Source organism: Niabella ginsenosidivorans, assembly GCF_001654455.1.
In the GTDB taxonomy this organism is placed as follows: domain Bacteria; phylum Bacteroidota; class Bacteroidia; order Chitinophagales; family Chitinophagaceae; genus Niabella; species Niabella ginsenosidivorans.
Genome location: NZ_CP015772.1, coordinates 1,485,266 through 1,503,148 on the forward strand (window position 1 = coordinate 1,485,266; position 17,883 = coordinate 1,503,148).

General features: G+C 45.3%; 12 protein-coding genes. All 12 read left to right on the forward strand.

Translation table 11 applies throughout. The annotated features are described in order from the left end of the window. The first annotated feature begins 67 nt into the window (after window positions 1-67). The 12 genes from A8C56_RS06140 (at window position 68) to A8C56_RS06200 (ending at window position 17,813) form a co-directional block, all read left to right on the forward strand. A complete protein-coding gene (locus A8C56_RS06140) occupies window positions 68-634 on the forward strand; it encodes a sigma-70 family RNA polymerase sigma factor (protein ID WP_067753397.1) in 567 nt (188 codons plus the stop codon). A gap of 34 nt (window positions 635-668) precedes the next feature. Further along, window positions 669-1,748: a FecR family protein gene (locus A8C56_RS06145; protein WP_067753400.1), complete on the forward strand. Its 1,080-nt coding sequence runs from the start codon at window positions 669-671 to the stop codon at window positions 1,746-1,748. 90 nt (window positions 1,749-1,838) lie between these two features. After that, on the forward strand, window positions 1,839-5,087 hold the full coding sequence (locus A8C56_RS06150; protein WP_067753403.1) for a SusC/RagA family TonB-linked outer membrane protein: 3,249 nt from the start codon (window positions 1,839-1,841) through the stop codon (window positions 5,085-5,087). Between the two features lie 11 nt (window positions 5,088-5,098). Further along, window positions 5,099-6,886 (forward strand): RagB/SusD family nutrient uptake outer membrane protein, encoded by a 1,788-nt coding sequence (locus tag A8C56_RS06155; RefSeq protein WP_067753406.1) that lies wholly within the window; start codon window positions 5,099-5,101, stop codon window positions 6,884-6,886. Between the two features lie 165 nt (window positions 6,887-7,051). Next, entirely contained in the window at window positions 7,052-7,561 is a 510-nt protein-coding gene (locus A8C56_RS06160; protein WP_245645887.1) for a sulfatase-like hydrolase/transferase, read from the forward strand. A gap of 905 nt (window positions 7,562-8,466) precedes the next feature. Then, window positions 8,467-9,921: an undecaprenyl-phosphate glucose phosphotransferase gene (locus A8C56_RS06165; protein WP_084490050.1), complete on the forward strand. Its 1,455-nt coding sequence runs from the start codon at window positions 8,467-8,469 to the stop codon at window positions 9,919-9,921. Window positions 9,922-10,125: 204 nt separating this feature from the next. Next, window positions 10,126-10,941, forward strand: coding sequence for a polysaccharide biosynthesis/export family protein (locus A8C56_RS06175; RefSeq protein ID WP_067753412.1), 816 nt, complete (start codon window positions 10,126-10,128; stop codon window positions 10,939-10,941). Between the two features lie 12 nt (window positions 10,942-10,953). Next, window positions 10,954-13,389, forward strand: a complete 2,436-nt coding sequence (locus A8C56_RS06180) for a GumC family protein (protein ID WP_067753415.1) — start codon at window positions 10,954-10,956, stop codon at window positions 13,387-13,389. Next, a complete protein-coding gene (locus A8C56_RS06185) occupies window positions 13,386-13,922 on the forward strand; it encodes a UpxY family transcription antiterminator (protein ID WP_067753418.1) in 537 nt (178 codons plus the stop codon). The genes A8C56_RS06180 and A8C56_RS06185 overlap by 4 nt, the downstream gene beginning before the upstream one ends. Window positions 13,923-14,122: 200 nt before the next feature. Further along, the gene (fcl, locus tag A8C56_RS06190; RefSeq protein WP_067753421.1) at window positions 14,123-15,061 is read left to right on the forward strand and encodes a GDP-L-fucose synthase; all 939 of its coding nucleotides are present in this window, start codon (window positions 14,123-14,125) and stop codon (window positions 15,059-15,061) included. A 51-nt stretch (window positions 15,062-15,112) separates the two neighbouring features. Next, complete coding sequence (gene gmd, locus A8C56_RS06195) at window positions 15,113-16,210, forward strand: GDP-mannose 4,6-dehydratase (protein ID WP_067753423.1); 1,098 nt, start codon at window positions 15,113-15,115, stop codon at window positions 16,208-16,210. 202 nt (window positions 16,211-16,412) lie between these two features. After that, the gene (locus tag A8C56_RS06200) at window positions 16,413-17,813 is read left to right on the forward strand and encodes a nucleotide sugar dehydrogenase (RefSeq protein ID WP_067753426.1); all 1,401 of its coding nucleotides are present in this window, start codon (window positions 16,413-16,415) and stop codon (window positions 17,811-17,813) included. Window positions 17,814-17,883 lie beyond the last annotated feature (70 nt).

The window sequence follows — 17,883 nt, forward strand, 5'->3', positions numbered from 1 at the left end:
ATTTATTTGGTTCCTTATAGTTAATTTAGTTTAAATTCGTCTTATTCATTTCTGCGTTTGCTTAAATATGGAGAAGGATCATCAGCTGACATATCAGCTTGCTTTTCGGAAAGCCTTTTATGAATACAGCAAGAAGCTGTATCATTATTTATTGATAAAAACGAAATCGGAATACCTGGCAAACGAGGTAACACAGCTTACTTTCATCAAGCTCTGGCAATATCCCGGGTATTTAGAAGAAGCTCATAACCTGTCGGCCCGTATCTTCCAGATCGCCCGCACTACGCTGATCGATGAATTGCGAAAAGAGGAAAGAGGCAGAAAAAAATTGAAGAGTATAACGCTGCAACAGAATATTTTTAAGCAAACGCAGGATGATGGTTATGCTGTTTTGCAGGAAAAAGATCTGAAAGAAAAGCTGCAGCGCGCTGTGGCACAGTTGCCCCCGGTGCAAAAAAAAGTGTTTTTGCTTAGTCGCGAGGAACAGCTAAGCTATAAGGAAATCTCCAGTGAACTTTCCATCTCGGTAAAAACAGTGGAAAAGCACGTACAGCTGGCGCTCCGTTTCTTAAGACCGATTTTGAAAGCGAATTTTACCATTTTCATAGCTTTGTATTATGTATGGCTCAGATGAGATGATCGTTTAAGATTGCTCTAAACGTTTTGAGGTGAGAAAAAGGTTACTGAAAAAATATAATAAAAAAGCGGATCATCAATTGTATGCGGGGATTGATCCGGAAGCGCCAGCTTTTATGGCGGAAGAGGAGTGGGAGCAGTTTCATGCACCAGCTCTTCAGGTTAGTGAGCTTTCCGAGGCTTTTATACAAAAGGTAACGGCTCCCCTGCCAAAAGTGCGCCCGTTCAGGAGGTTTATTGTAGCAGCTTCTCTGTTGGCAGCCGCGGCGGCACTTGTAGGGCTCCTATACAACCGGGATCCTTCATCGCCCGTGGAGGCATACCACCGGGAAGGGCGTTGGGTGCCGTCGAATATGACTTTTCATTCAATGTACCTGAAAAATACCGGGTCTGCTTCCCAAACGGTTTTTCTGCCGGATCACTCGCAGGTGATACTAACGCCAGGCAGTGAAATAGCATATTCCCACTCATTGTTATTCGAGCAAAAACGTGAGGTGCACCTGAAAGGGGACGCGCTGTTTAAAGTGGCTAAAAATACCTGTAAGCCATTTACCGTATACTGTGGTGATGTGGCTACCACTGCCCTTGGAACTATTTTCCGCGTAACAGATCGGTTAAAAAGCGGGCGCGTGGATGTTGCTTTGCTGGAGGGGAAAATAATGGTGCGTTCTTTTGGGGTTAAAGACACGTCGGCTAAATATTATCTGCTGCCCGGAAACCGGATCCGGTATAATACAGAAAAAAAACTCTTTGTTTTTATGGCAGTGCCGGAAAACAATGACCGGGGAACCGCATCAGCGGTGCAATCAGCAGAACCCTCTTCCGGGCCCGGGCTGGTTACTGCAATACCTGAAAGCAGGATGCCGGCGCCGGCAGTGACCGTTAGCAGTTCCCTGATTTTTAAAAATGAACCCCTGGCACAGGTATTGGACCAGCTGGCTCATCGCTATGGGGTGGAAATAGCCTATCCGACTCAAAAAGTAGCGGCAATCAATTTTATCGGAACGATCAAAGCCGGACGTTCGCTGAAGAAAATATTATCCGACATTGCACTGATGAACGACCTTAGGCTAACCATTGATTCCGTACAGGGAAAATATATCCTTCGCTGAAATAAAAAAAGCTGCTGCGCATTACGGGATACCCATTTCTTATTTCGTTGTATATAGTACGATCTTAAAACCATTTAAAGCATAAGCGAAATGAGAAATAGTGCAAGCTTATTTGTTGCTGCCATTGCAGCCAGTTTATTGGCTGTTATGCCCCGGATGGGCCTTGCCCAAACTAAGGCAACGGTCACCGGAATTGTTAATGATGATAAGGGAATTCCAATACAGGGGGCAACGGTAGCCTCTGTTGCTGCCGGGAAAAACATCACCACGGTCAGTACAGACAGCCTGGGGCGATTCCGGATGACCGAATTACCAACGGGAGAATATAGCTTTAACGCTACGATGATCGGGTTTGAACCACAGACCCTTACAGGATATACGTTAAAGGAGGGAAAAACCACCTCTATCCTTATTTCCCTGGTTCCACAGCCCGGTGCCATGACGGAAGTGGTGGTAGTTGGTTATGGCACTCAAAAGAAAGCGAACTTAACCGGGGCGGTCAGCAGTGTAAAAATGGACGAAGTGCTCCGGGATCGTCCGGTAACCAGCACTTCACAAGCCCTGCAGGGAACGATCCCGGGCGTACAGGTTACGTATGGGTCCGGACAGCCCGGAACAGGAACCAGTATCAATATAAGAGGTTTTACTTCTATTAACGGATCATCAGGCCCGTTGGTATTAGTAGATAATGTGCCGATGTCCATGGATGATGTAAACCCGAAGGATATCGCAAATATTTCGGTACTGAAAGATGCTGCGGCTTCAGCCATATACGGAGCGCGGGCTGCATTTGGAGTGGTGCTTATTACAACCAAGAAAGGGGGCCGGAACCAGCCCATACGGTTTGAATATTCCAATAACTTTGCTATTACCGAAGCCAGCACGCTGCCGCAAAAAACAACGCCGCTGCAGTTTGTAAGCGCATTAAACGATTTCGGCACCAAAACTGCCTGGACGGGGCAGGATATTGCTACCTGGCTGGACTTATTGCAACAATACCAGCAGGACCCCGGAAAATATCCGGAGGGGTTTACTTCAATTAACGGTACACGCTATCCTTTACAGGAGCATGATCTGTACGGAGCGCTTTTTAAAAAGGGCTTTGAACAGATCCATAATCTTTCATTCAGCGGTGGTTCGGAAAAAACAAGTTTTCGTACTTCAATAGGATATACAGATCAGGATGGTATCCTCGTTGGCAGAAATGATACTTACAAAAGGTATAATTTCAATTCGTTTATCAACACCTCCCTGACTTCCAATCTTACTGCCAGTGTGAACGCATTTTATTACCATGATCTTAAAAGGACACCTGCAAATTACGGCACTGTATTCAGCGATGTTGTAAAGTATGGTTCCTTTGCATATACCGATTATGGTACGCTGCCCGGCAGTGGGGAGCAACTGCCTTATTCATCAGCCAATAACATTGTTACGAACCAGCCACCGGAAAATCAAACCAATGACAACCTGCGGCTGTTTGGGAAACTGGAATACCGTCCCATTAAGAATCTGAAGATAAATATGGAATATACCTATAATTATTCCAATCAAAACATCATGCAATCTTTTCCGACGAAGCGGTATATACAACCGGAAAATTTTCAGCTAGATATTGTTAACCCTACTTCTTCCTATAAACGTGCGTCTTCAACCACGTTCTATAACGCGTTGAATCTTTATGCGGACTATTCGGTAAAGATTCACAATGCACATGATATCAATATAATTTTAGGCACCAACCAGGAGCAGAGTAAGCAAAACGGTTATACCGCCACAAGGCTCGATCTGATTGCAGAGGATGTGCCTTCGCTTTCCACAAGCACAGGGCTCAGCACTACGGGAGACGATTTCAACGAGTTCGCGGTATCCGGTTATTTCGGACGTATTAATTATGCTTATAAAAACAAATATCTGCTGGAGCTGGTTGCGCGTTATGATGGGTCATCCCGTTTTCCCGCGGGCCATCGTTTTGGTTTCTTTCCGGCCTTTTCCGCGGGATGGGTACTGAGCGAAGAACGATTTATGAGCAACCAGAATGTGTTTCAGCTTTTGAAGCTGCGTGGTTCTTTCGGGGAGATTGGTAACCAGGTGGTTCTTTTACGGGATAACAGCGGTCAGCAGGACTATTATCCAGCAATTCCAGGTTTGCCAACGCAAAATTCCGGCTGGATTAATCCTTCTACTAATGTGCTGAACCCCACATTAAGCCCGCCTACCCTGGTAAGCAATAATTTTACCTGGGAACGGGTGCAGACAACCAACCTGGGACTGGATTTTGGTGTGCTCAACAATAAACTGGGAGGTACATTCGAGGTATACCGGAGGCGCACCCTGGGTATGCTGATCCCTTCCAAGCCATTACCGGCTACCCTGGGCACCACACCGCCGCTGGAAAATGCCGCCGATCTTAAAACAGACGGATGGGAGGCGGAGCTTAGCTGGAGAGACCAGGTGGGCAAAGTGCGTTATTCGCTGGGATTAAATGTGTTTAATAATCAGGCTACCATTACCCGGTATGATAATCCCGGCGGTATCCTTAATATTAATGGCAGTGGCAATAATACCTATTATTATGTTGGGCAAAAATTGGGTGAAATATGGGGCTATGTAACCCAGGGATACTATGTTGCAGATGATTTTGTTTCCGGTGTATTAAATGATCAGCTGATCAACAACCGCACAGTGGCAGAAAACGGGGGCTTAAAGCCCGGAGTAGCGCCCTACCGCGGGTTTTATCAGAATCCGGGTGATATAAGATACAGGGATCTGAATGGCGACGGCGTTATTTTTACAGGCAACAATACGCTGGCTGACCCTGGCGACCGCAAGATCATTGGCGATAATACGCGGCACTGGCAGTTTGGGGTTAATGGCAGTATCTCCTACGCAAACTTTGATTTTTCCTTTTTTCTCCAGGGAGTAGGAAAAAGGGACCTGTGGATCAGCAACCAGGTTTTTTGGCCCTACATAAGCCAGTTTGCACAGGTGTATGCGCATCAGCTCGATTACTGGACGCCCGATAATCAAAACGCTCATTTTCCCCGGCTGTATCCGGATGGTAGCGGTAATGGCCCCAATAGCCGTTTGATCCAGACCCAATACCTTTCTAATGCTGCCTATATGCGGCTCAAGAACATCGGCCTGGCATATACCTTCCCTGAAAAATGGGCGAGCAGGGCCTCTCTGCGTGGTTTGCGCGTGTTTTTTTCAGGAGAGAACCTGTTCACATTCGATCATCTGCCAGATGGGCTGGATGCAGAAGCCACCAATTTGGGAGAAGGAGGCATTTATCCGTTTCTCAAAAAATACAGCTTTGGCATAACCGTAAACTTTTAATCGTAAGCATTATGAAAATATATCAATACATAACGGCCGGCCTGACTTTACTTATCGGATCTTACGGCTGTAAAAAAGATTATTTAAACCTGCAACCAAAAGACCAGTTGGTCGTATCTACTACGTTTGCTGATTATAAAGGCTTCCAGACCTATGCCTGGCAGTTTTACAACGTATTCCCGGCTTATAACGGTTCCCTGACGAATTCGGAATTTGACGATGATTTGTTCCTCAATGCGGTGCCCAATGGCCGGTCCAATGTGATCTGGCAACTGTTAACGATTCCGGCAACGGATGATAATTACACCAATGGCTATGCCAACCTCCGCGCCATCAATATTATGATGGACAATATTGACCAGTCAAAGCTGTCAGACAATGATAAAAAACACTGGCGGGCTGTAGGCGCTTTTTTCAGGGCATATAATTATGCAGAGTTGCTGAACCGGTTTGGCAGCGTGCCTTTGGTATTAAGGGAGCTGAAGGATACTTCCAGCGCAGAGCTGTACAAACCACGCAGCAGCCGCGATTCAGTAGCCGCACAAATTATGGAAGATCTTAAATATGCCGAGGAAAATATTAACGCAGCATCAGATGGCCCCAACACGATTAATGCCAATGTGGTAAGGGCGCTTATTTCCCGCTTTGGGCTGCGGGAAGGAACCTGGCGCAAATACCACGGGCTATCCGGCGCGGAAACTTACCTGCAGGCCAGCAGTACCGCCTCAGAAGCATTGATGCAGACCTTCCCAAGTATATTGCCAGACTATGATATGGTCTTTAACAGTGAATCGCTGATAGGAGCGGCCGGTATTATATTGTGTAAACAATATGTACAAAATCAGATCACACACGGTATGTCTACCAGTAACCGCAATTCCTCCGGGCGATGGGATCTTACAAAAAAAGCTGTAGACCTGTATTTGATGACCGACGGGCAATCACGTTTTACAAGCCCGCTGTTTACCAATGATAAAACACCTAACGAGGAATTTAAAAACCGCGACAAGCGGCTTTACTATACCGTGCCGCCTCCATACCGGGTTATTACCAATGCGCCCAGCCTGGAATTTACCTATACCACCAATCCTGAAGATACATTGTATTTTGACCTGATGCGTCGTATATCCACAGCCCGCAACAAAGCCCTCCCCGTACGTAACTGGAATGGCTTTGTGGTACGGCAGGAGCCGCATTTTGTAGACTTTCCTAACGGTCAGCCGTACTGTGTGACCTATACCGGTTACCGGTTTTATAAATTTTACAATCAGTATGTCAATGACCTGCAGGGCCAGGATATAAATGATGCACCTGTTTTCCGGATTGAAGAAGTATGGCTCAATTATGCAGAGTCGCAGTATGAACTGGGAAAGATAAATCAGGACATTATTGATAAAACCATCAACCAACTGCGCAAGCGGGGTGGTGTTGCACCATTGCAGATAAGTAATATTGTCGCCGACCCCAGCCGTGATCCCGGTGTAGCGCCCGTGCTTTGGGAAATACGCCGCGAGCGTGCAGTAGAATTGATGGGAGAGGGGTTCCGGTATAATGACCTGCGCCGCTGGAAAAAAATGGACTATGTTACCGCGCGGAAATTAGGCCGGTGGATAAAAAAAGGAGCCGACGGATTGCCGGCTAATGTATCCATACCTATACAAAACGGTGCAACAGAGGGCTATATCGACTATGAGGGGCAGCCACCTGCTTCTTTCCCGGATTATTATTACCTGTACCCGCTGCCTTCCAACGAAATTGTGCTCAACCCTTTGTTAACGCAAAATCCGGGATGGAAATAAAAATAAAATGATGCAAAACCTGTTACTATTTATAAAGTGATTTGTTTTTTATATACTGCTGCTTGCGCTCATAAAAGGACTTGCCGCGCAACAACAGCCTAATATTGTTTTATACTGGCTGATGATCTGGGTTATGGCGCCCCTGGTGCTTACGGCCAGAAACGCATTAGAACCCTGCGGATCGACGGACTGGCTGCGGCCGGTATGCGCTTTATGCAATTTTATGCCGGTGCGCCGGTTTGTGCCCCTTCACGCTCCTCCCTGCTAACCGGTCAGCATACAGGGCATACTTATATCCGGGGCAACAAGGAAATAGAGCCGGAAGGGCAGGAACCCCTGGCAGATAGTATTTATACGCTTGCACAGTTATTGCAACAGGCAGGCTATGTTACCGGAGCCTTTGGTAAATGGGGCTTGGGAATGGTTGGCACATCCGGTGATCCGAATAAAAAAGGATTTGATGAATTTTATGGTTATAACTGCCAGCGACAGGCGCATAGTTATTATCCAACGCACTTATGGCATAACCAGCAAAGGGTGGAGCTGAATGGCAACAGCCCTGGGCACCGGGGCATTTATGCGCCTGACCTTATACAACAGCAGGCACTGTCTTTTATTGAAAAGAATAAGCAAAAGCCTTTCTTTTTATTTGTACCGATTTCCTGCCAGTTGTAAAAATAACAGAAGCAATCAACCATTCAGTATTCGCAATACAGCTCTTCGTGCCCGTTCATTTTCCTGCGGCAGGCCTATAATAATCCTGATCCAGGTTTTATACAGGTCAAAGCCCCCCCTATTTCCGGCTTGTATTCCTTTAAGGCACTTATAATATCTGAATAGGGCCGTCCAATGTTAAAATACACAAAGTTGGCTCGCGATTCGGTATAAGGTAAATGCAGGCTGTCCAAAAATGTATTCCATTTTTTTCTTTCTCTGGCAATAGTATCCCGAATACGCGGAATATAGTCATGGTATTCAACGCGGCAGAAGCGGCTGCAACCGACAATCTGTTTAGGTCGTGAACATCGCCTAAACCCTGTTTATGAGTTTAAAAATAATATAGCCGGATCGGTAATATATGTTTGTATTTTATATATTATTATTTTTAAAATATAAATTTTTGTTTTATACAAAACAAAAGAGAAGGTGAATTTCAAAAAGATTTTTCATATATAAGTAGGGCGACCGTTACCTGGCAAGTAAAGACGGATTATAAAAAAGCTATTTTTAGAAACCATAATTAATTGATCCAAAACAGTAAAAGCATTATCTGTTGCGTGTTTTAGTTCATCAGACTACTACAGGAAAAAGTAAAAGGAGAATTTTTATTTTTTTGATGGACGTTCTGATGAAGTATCCAGGCTGGGAAAAATATTTTTTCAAATTTTTATTATTATTTTTTTGATGTGAATTATTTTTCTATATTTGATATAATAAATCTGTTTTAAACTGAAATTAAATATATATTATTATTTATTATTTAATAAAGACAATAATACATCAGACTCTTTTGGTTGATTCCAAAGCTCTCTAACAATGAAATGATGTGTTTTATTTAGAAACAACATAATACTTTTTATATGGGCGAAGAAGTACAACCCTTACTTCAGAAAGCCTTGCCATATAAAAAAGTCAACTTGAAAGCAATATTCAGAGAAATACTGAATTTTTGCAATCGCAACGCCAAGTACATTCCACTATGCCTGGATTGGGTACTGTTGACAATATCCGTAATCTTTTCTTCACTGCTGTTTCTTAATAACAGTGAAGCGTTTTTCTCAGCTGACGTAGTTTCAGGAATTGTTTTTCTGGAATTGATATGGATGTGTTTTGCGTATAGTAAAAGCCTGTATCATCGGCTACTGACCGACAATGCAGAAGTAATTGTCAGAGTATCTGTCAAGACCTGGCTCTTTTACATACTGGTCTGTAGTCTTCTTTATTTCTTATTGTTGAAAAACATCTTTACCGGAAAATTATTCTATACGACCTTATTTCTTTTTGGCTTCTTTTTATTCTGCAGCCGTGTTGTGTTCCTAAGCTTCAGAAAGAAATTCCGTCACTTGTTTGTTCGCAGGAAGAAAGCCGTGATCATCGGTTATAACGGGTACAATGGCGACCTGCAGCATATTATAAACGATGGTTTCTTTGAATACAAAATTACCGGAAGGTATCAGGAGGATGAGGTGCGTATGAAAAGCAACGGGTCGGATTATTCGGATATATATGAGATGTACCGCGAAGGAGTAGAAGAAATCTTTTGCTGTTTGTCTGCAATGAAGAAGGAGTCCATTCAGCAATTGCTTTATGAAGCTGATCAGAATATGATACGGGTAAAGTTTTTCCCGGAGTTTGAGCATATTTTGAACAGGCCGGTACTGATTGACCGTTTGGGTAACACGCAGGTAATTACAGTTAGGAAAGAGCCTTTGCTATCTGAATATAATATTATCATTAAACGCGCCTTCGATATCTGTTTCTCGTTGATGGTAATTGTTTTTATACTGAGTTGGCTGGTCCCGTTACTTGCCCTTCTGATTAAAGCAGAATCACGCGGACCGATCTTTTTTAAACAGAAACGCTCCGGTAGAAATAACCAGCCCTTTTATTGCTATAAATTCAGAAGCATGAAGGTAAATCAGCATTCAGATAAGGTACAGGCGTCAAAGCAGGATGCCCGCATTACAAAAGTTGGCGCTTTCCTGCGCAGAACCAGCCTGGATGAATTACCGCAGTTTTTCAATGTACTCCGTGGGGATATGTCCATTGTAGGACCACGGCCTCACATGTTGTTGCATACTGATCAGTATCGTGGAGAGGTCAATGCATATATGATCCGGCATTTTGTAAAGCCCGGTATTACAGGCTGGGCTCAGGTAAACGGGTATCGCGGGGAAACAAGAGATCTCAGGTTCATGCAGAGCCGGGTGGAGCATGATATTGCCTACCTTGAAAACTGGACATTTATGCTCGATATGAAAATTATTTTCCTTACAGTATGGAATATTTTCAAAGGCGAGCAAAATGCATATTGATACTTAAAAACCTGTTACCAGGGTTGTTTGGACTTTTTGGGAAAATGTTTTTTTATAGGCGCCCTTACGGCTACAATGGTTCTAAATACACGGTAAAAAACCGCTGTCTTGTATATCAGTTTTGCCGTACAATAGCTGCGTTTTATTGTAAAAATGCTTCTGAAGAAAAAATGCTAAACAATTTAATCCTGTATAATCCATAAAATGAAAAATTACGTTCCGTTATTTTTGACTGTATGCATCCTGGCAGCCTCCTGCACCAACTACAAAAAACTCACTTATTTCAATAATGTCAGCGACAGCAGTTCTGTGTACAAAAAAGGTGAAGCTATTCCGCTAGCAGTTTACAGCCCTGTAACCGTTAAGGCAGATGATATCCTCAGTATAATGGTCACTACCATTGACCCTGCCGCCGGCGGTACGGACGCTATTAACCTCATAAGCCAGCCGCCCATGAAGGGCAATGTGTCATCCGGCAATCAGCAGCAAGCCTTCAATAATAATACACAGGGCTTCCTGGTAGATAAATCAGGCAATATTGAGCTGCCGGTTTTGGGCACCATTCACGCCGAAGGGCTTACGACAATTGAATTGAAGAACACTATTAAAGAAAAAGCCAGACAATATTTTAAAGATCCTACCGTAAACGTCCGGTTGCTGAATTTCAGGGTGACGGTTTTAGGTGAGGTGGCAAGGCCCGGAACTTATAATTTCAGTAACGAGCGCGTGTCTGTGCTTGATGCTTTAGGTATGGCCGGTGACCTTACCGTATATGGTAAACGGGATAATGTAATGGTTGTCCGTGAAGTGGACAATACTAAAAAGGCAATGCGCCTGAACCTGAATGATGCCGGGATTATGTCTTCACCTTATTTTTATTTACAGCAAAACGATGTGGTATATATAGAGCCCGTTAAAAACAGGGCCGTTCAGAGCGACGCTTCTGCCAGCCGTACCATTTCCATTGTAACAGGTGCAGCCAGTGTTCTGGCCGTGATTATTGCCGCTCTTTTAAGATAATAAGTAATAATTATGAATCCAAAAATAAACGCAGACGATTTATACTGGGATGAGGAAAAAGGCGAAGAAGGCTTTGATATAAAACAATTGATCAATAAAGCCAAAGCCAACTGGCTATTTATTTTGGTATCCGTGCTTTGCGGATTATTTATTGCCTATATTTATTTATACGCAACCAATCCTTCTTATATCACTTCAGCAAAAATATTAATTAAGGAAGATGACCCGTTAAAGTCATCAGGCTCATCAAAATCCGGTATCGATATGCTGCAGGCCATGGGCCTCTCTACAGGTGCCAGCAATGTAGATAATGAGCTGGAAATTATCAAAAGCTTTACCATTATGCGCCAGGCGGTAATGGACCTGGGTTTGTATGTTAAACTTTCTAAAGAAAAAAACAGACTGAAATCAGAGGAATATTACGGAACCTCCGGTCCTTATATAATACACCCGGTAATGACCAGCGAAGAGCTGTACACTACAAAACTAACGGCAGACAGCAGCGCCCGCTACCGGCTTAATATGCAGAATGGCCGGGTAACTCTGACCAATACCGAAACCGGGCAGGAATATAAGAGCGGGCCGGGAGGCAAACTGGGCCTGCCGGGTATTGAGCTGCAGGTGCAACAAAATCCTTTGGTTAAAGATCGGGAAGCCGGCGATGACGTTTTTATTCGCTTTTTGGATCTGGATAAATTAGCAGAACTTTACCTTGATGCCATAGATGCGGAAATCCCTAACAAGCAGGTCAGCATCATCAATATGAGCCTGGAAAGCCAGGTTCCGCAAAAATCAAGAGACCTGCTCAGCCAGGTGATCAAAATTTATATTCAGAACGGGGTGACCGACCGCAACGCTATTTCAGACAGTACCATTTCCTTTATCGACGGTCGGCTGGCTGGTGTAACTACCGATTTAAAAGACCTTGAGGCGGAGATTCAGCGCTTTAAGCAGAAGAACGATATTATAGATATTTCCGGGCAGGCAAAAGCGATCCTGGACAATTCAAGCGAGCTTTATAAAACAACCGCAGCGCAGGAAGTACAGCTCAGCATGGTGAACTCCTTGATTACCTTTATGCAGCAAACCTCTCAAAATCCAAGGCTGGTACCTGCTTCTTTAACGTTGGATAACCCGGCTTTATCACCGGTAATCGAACAATACAACAGGCTGCTGCTGGACCGGCAGCGCAGCCTGCTGAGCATGACGGAAAACAATCCCGTTGTAACCAATATCGACCAGCAACTGGGGGAGCTGCGCAACAACCTTCTTACGGGTTTGAAAAACATGAGGAATGCAGCCCAGTCGGGTATTCATACCATTCAGCAAAAAAGCGGTGCTATCGATGCCGAGCTGAAAACCGTACCGGCAAAAGAGCGGGAATTCCTTGAGTACAGCCGCCAGCAGGGCATCAAACAGGAGCTGTACATTTTCCTGCTTCAAAAACGGGAAGAAGCCGCGTTGTCCAAATCGTCCACTTTATCCAACGCGCGCATCATTGACGTGCCCCGCACAGATCCCATACCTGTAAAGCCCAAACGCAAAATGATGCTGGCATTAGGCCTGTTAGCAGGGCTGGTAGTTCCCTTTGCCTGGATGTGGGTACGGGAGTTATTAAACAATCGTATCCGGCGCAAAAAAGATATTGAAACACTAACCAAAGTTCCTGTCGTGGGCGAGATCGGGCATTTTAAAGATGAGTATACCGGTGAGTTTATCGTGAACGAGCAAAACGGGCGCCACCCGGTGGTGGAACAGTTCCGCATTTTACGGTCGAACCTGAATTATACCCTGACGGCACGGGATAAAGTACTGCTGGTAACTTCTACCAGCCCCGGGGAGGGCAAAACCTTTATATCGTTAAACCTGGCAGCAACCTTTGCATTATCCGGCAAAAAAACCGTTATCATTGGCATGGATCTGCGCAAGCCCAAGCTAAATAAAGTACTGAACATGCAGGGCAAAAAAGGGCTTACGCATTACCTGGTGGGGCAAAGCATTTTGCAGGACATTATTCACCCGATAGCATCTGTATCCAACCTGGATGTGATTGTTAATGGCGTTATACCGCCCAACCCGGCAGAGCTGCTGATGTCTGACAAAACAAAAGCCCTTATTGAAACGTTGCAGCGGCAATACGATTATGTGATTATTGATACTGCCCCCGTAGTGGTTACTGATGCTGCCATCTTATCGGCGTATGCATCGCTAACGCTGTATATTACCCGTGTGAACGTTACTTATAAAGAATCCATAGCAGGTTTGGACAAACTGCAGCAAAGCGGCCGGCTGGGTAAGCTGAACTTGGTGGTAAATGATATTGATTTTGAAAAAGAAAAAGGGTATTATAGTTATTATGGCTATAACACGCCGTTCGCTTACGGGTACTACGAAGAGCAAAAGAAGGGAAAAACATTTTTCTCCCGCTGGAAAAAAAATAGCAGATGATGGAGGTGATGGAAAATAGTTCAAAACAGCAACGGGCTATATGGCGCGTGCTGGTTACCCGTTCCAGGGCCGAAAAGCAGGTGAGCAGCCAGCTTGAGAAACTGGGCGTTGTGCATTATCTGCCTTTACGGAAAGAACTGCGGATGTGGCACGACAGGAAGAAATGGGTAGAACTTCCTTTATTCAATGGTTATCTTTTTGTTCATATTGCTGCTGCAGAACAAAACCGGGTATTTGATGCAATCGGCGCGGTGCGCTATTTATGGGAAAACGGTAAACCCGCAGGGCTGACAGAAGCCGAAATAGACAGGATAAAACGCATCTGCAATTACGAAGATGAGGTAGCCATCATTTATAATAGCTGTGAGACCGGTGATTGGGCAGAAGTGCAGGAAGGGCCGTTTAAAGGCTATAAGGGTATTTTGATAGAAAAAAAGGGCCGGCTGTATTTGCAGTTTGCTATAAAGGGGATTACCTGCAGCGCATTGCTGCACATTCATGCTGCAAAAGTCAGCCGGATTAACATCCCCTGACTTCCGGCTTCGGCCCCGGGCTTGTAAACTAAATTGTAGCTTAGGTAACACATCGCTGTTACTGAGAACGGCGAAGCCGTATTGGAACGCCAGGTAAAATGCAGAATGTATAATGATGAATGTAGAATAATCTTCCGGGCATGAGCCATGAACCATGAACTATGAACCATTATCAATGAACCATTAAACTTTAATGCAGCATGCAACTGACATCTAAAATATATATAGCGGGCCACCGGGGCATGGTGGGCAGTGCAATCAAAAGAGCGCTGGAACTAAAGGGGTATAAAAACCTGGTGTACAGAAGCAGTGGCGAACTGGATTTGAGAAACCAGCAGGCCGTTCATAATTTTTTTGCTGAGGAACAGCCGGAATATGTTTTTCTGGCCGCTGCCAAAGTAGGAGGCATTGTAGCCAATAATACCTACCGGGCGGAGTTCCTCTATGATAACCTGGTAATGGAAGCCAATATGATCCATGCTGCTCATAAGACCGGGGTAAAAAAACTAATGTTCCTGGGCAGCAGTTGTATTTATCCCAGGCTGGCACCACAGCCACTTAAGGAGGAATACCTGCTTACAGGGCTGCTGGAGCCTACCAATGAGCCTTATGCCATTGCCAAAATAGCGGGCATTAAGCTTTGTGAGGCGTACAGGGATCAGTATGGCGACAATTTTATCAGCGTAATGCCCACCAACCTGTATGGCATAGGCGATAATTACCACCCGCAAAATAGTCATGTGCTGCCCGCTCTGATCCGTCGCTTTCACGAGGCAAAAGAAAATAACAGCCCGGTGGTGGTGATCTGGGGCAGCGGCACCCCGTTGCGGGAGTTTTTGTATGCGGATGACCTGGCTGATGCCTGCCTGTTTTTGATGGAGCATTACAATGAAAGAGAACTGGTAAACATAGGTACCGGTACCGACCTGAGTATCCTGGAACTGGCAAAGCTGGTAAAAGAGGTTACCGGTTTTGAAGGTCGCATTGAGCTGGATAGCAGCAAGCCGGATGGCACCCCCCGCAAGCTGATGGATGTGAACAGGCTTCATAGCCTGGGCTGGAAGCACAAAACGGATCTGAAAGAAGGCATTCAACTCGCTTACCACGATTTTTTAAGGCAGGAGTTTGCAGAAAGATAGAACACTATTGATTATGACAGAAAATTGACTCAATCCACTAAAAATAAAAAAATGAAAACAGCACTGATCACAGGCGTAAACGGACAGGACGGCGCTTACCTGTCGGAACTTTTACTGGAAAAAGGATATATGGTACACGGTATCAAAAGGCGCTCTTCGCTCATCAACACCGACCGGATTGACCACCTGTACCAGGATCCGCACAACCCGAATGTGCGCTTCCGGTTGCATTATGGCGATATGACCGACAGTACCAACCTCATCCGTATCATACAGGAAACACAGCCTGATGAGATCTACAACCTGGCGGCGATGAGCCATGTAAAAGTGAGTTTCGATACGCCCGAATATACGGCCAATGCCGATGGCATCGGTACCCTGCGCATCCTGGAAGCGCTCCGCATCCTTGGGCTGGAAAAAAAGACCCGTGTTTACCAGGCTTCCACTTCCGAACTATATGGCCTCGTACAGGAAGTGCCACAAAAGGAAACCACGCCTTTTTACCCGCGCAGCCCTTATGCAGTAGCCAAGTTATACGCTTACTGGATCACCGTTAACTACAGGGAGGCCTATGGTATGTATGCCTGCAATGGCATCTTGTTTAATCATGAAAGCCCTTTACGCGGGGAAACCTTTGTAACCCGTAAAATAACAAGAGCAGTTGCCGCTATTGCATTGGGGCTGCAGGATAAACTATATCTCGGAAACCTTGATGCAAGAAGAGACTGGGGCCATGCCAAAGACTATGTACGCGCCATGTGGCTGATATTGCAGCAGGATGTGCCGGAAGATTATGTAATTGCTACCGGAGTGACCACCCCCGTACGCGATTTTGTAAAAATGGCTTTTGCCGAACTGGGTATTGATGTAGCTTTTAAAGGTAAGGGCGTGCAGGAAAAAGGTTATGTGGTTGCCTGCTCTAAGCCCGAATTTCAATTGGAAGCCGGTAAGGAAATAGTGTGTGTAGATGCAGCCTATTTCCGCCCTACTGAAGTAGAACTGCTGATAGGAGATCCCACTAAATCCAAAACAAGGCTTAGCTGGCAGCCGGAGTACGACCTGGCAGCGCTGTGTAAAGAAATGGTAGCGGCTGATGTGGAAGTGTTTAAAAAAGACAATAAGACCCAGTGGGAGCACCTGGCGGGGTAGAATATGGGCAAAAACACGCCGCTCAAACCTTGTTGCGCTTCACTGGTGGATTTGTTCAGGGGGGACGTGTAAAAAATGCTGGCTTATGCAATCCTTTGCCGGCCCGAAAGGTTCATTCTGACAGGGGATGGTAAAAAAAGAAAAATGAGGCGGATTAAAATGAGGAATTTATTTTAACACAATTCCGAATGCATTTTTTAGAATGAGTATAACTAAAATCTGTTGTATCGGTGCCGGCTATGTGGGCGGCCCTACAATGTCCGTAATTGCACAAAAATGCCCGCATATACAGGTAACAGTAGTGGATCTGAATGAAGCGCGGATAGCAGCCTGGAATAACCCGGATGTGAATAAAATCCCTGTTTATGAGCCCGGCCTGGCGGATGTGGTAGCCGAAGCCCGTGGCCGTAACCTGTTTTTTTCTATGGACGCAGACAAAGCCATAGATGCCGCAGAGATGATTTTCATTTCAGTAAATACACCCACAAAAACGTATGGTGCCGGGAAGGGGCAGGCTGCAGATTTAAGATATATTGAATTATGCGCCCGCCAGATCGCAAGAGTGGCAAAGCAGGATAAAATAGTGATTGAAAAGTCCACATTGCCGGTGCGCACCGCCTCATCTATAAAAAGTATCCTGGACCATGTGGGCAATGGAGTACAGTTCCAGATATTGAGCAACCCCGAATTCCTGGCCGAAGGAACCGCAGTAGCCGATTTGCACCAGCCGGATCGCATTTTAATAGGGGGAGACAACACTACTACCGAAGGCAGGGCTGCTTTGGAAGCCCTGGTAGAAATATATGCCCACTGGGTGCCGCGTGAGCGCATCCTTACCACGAATGTATGGTCTTCTGAACTTTCAAAACTTACGGCGAATGCCTTCTTGGCTCAAAGGGTTAGTTCTATTAATGCTCTTTCGGAATTGTGTGAACAAACCGGAGCCAACATCAATGAAATATCCCGTGCAATAGGCACTGACAGCCGCATCGGCCCCAAATTTCTGAAGGCCTCTGTTGGCTTTGGGGGCTCCTGTTTTCAGAAAGATATCCTGAACCTGGTATACATAGCCCGCAGCTACGGCTTGCACGAAGTGGCCCACTATTGGGAGCAGGTAATTATTATGAACGACCACCAGAAAAGCCGCTTTGCTAAAAAAATTGTAAGAACCCTGTACAACACGGTTTCAGGTAAAAAAATAGCCTTTTTGGGATGGGCATTTAAAAAAGATACCAACGATACACGCGAAAGCGCCGCCATTTATGTGGCCGATGAATTGCTGGCAGAACAGGCGGTTATTACCGTGTATGACCCACGTGTACCTGCAGGGCAGGTATATGCGGACCTGGACTATTTAAAAAGCCGGGCAGCTGATGAAAACAGGGACCTGGTAAAAGTAGCGGCAGACCCGTATGAAGCCATGAAGGAGGCGCATGCCGTAGCCATACTTACGGAATGGGACGAGTTTAGAACCTATAACTGGCAGCATGTGTACGATGTCATGTTAAAGCCCGCCTTTGTATTTGACGGCAGGGGCATTGTGAACAGGGAAGCATTGGAGCAGATTGGTTTTCATCTGTATCGGATTGGTAGCGGAGAATGATACGGGCGGAAAGCAACAGCTTATTGGATTTCATCTCAAGGTAATGAGCAGGCTGAATAACACCGTTTAA

What these genes read in the sequence shown, in the direction of transcription:
- gmd (WP_067753423.1), top strand. Translation starts at nt 15,113, where the DNA reads ATGAAAACAGCACTGATCACAGGCGTAAACGGACAGGACGGCGCTTAC.
- fcl (WP_067753421.1), top strand. Translation starts at nt 14,123, where the DNA reads ATGCAACTGACATCTAAAATATATATAGCGGGCCACCGGGGCATGGTG.
- A8C56_RS06200 (WP_067753426.1), top strand. Translation starts at nt 16,413, where the DNA reads ATGAGTATAACTAAAATCTGTTGTATCGGTGCCGGCTATGTGGGCGGC.
- A8C56_RS06150 (WP_067753403.1), top strand. Translation starts at nt 1,839, where the DNA reads ATGAGAAATAGTGCAAGCTTATTTGTTGCTGCCATTGCAGCCAGTTTA.
- A8C56_RS06175 (WP_067753412.1), top strand. Translation starts at nt 10,126, where the DNA reads ATGAAAAATTACGTTCCGTTATTTTTGACTGTATGCATCCTGGCAGCC.
- A8C56_RS06185 (WP_067753418.1), top strand. Translation starts at nt 13,386, where the DNA reads ATGATGGAGGTGATGGAAAATAGTTCAAAACAGCAACGGGCTATATGG.
- A8C56_RS06155 (WP_067753406.1), top strand. Translation starts at nt 5,099, where the DNA reads ATGAAAATATATCAATACATAACGGCCGGCCTGACTTTACTTATCGGA.
- A8C56_RS06165 (WP_084490050.1), top strand. Translation starts at nt 8,467, where the DNA reads ATGGGCGAAGAAGTACAACCCTTACTTCAGAAAGCCTTGCCATATAAA.
- A8C56_RS06140 (WP_067753397.1), top strand. Translation starts at nt 68, where the DNA reads ATGGAGAAGGATCATCAGCTGACATATCAGCTTGCTTTTCGGAAAGCC.
- A8C56_RS06180 (WP_067753415.1), top strand. Translation starts at nt 10,954, where the DNA reads ATGAATCCAAAAATAAACGCAGACGATTTATACTGGGATGAGGAAAAA.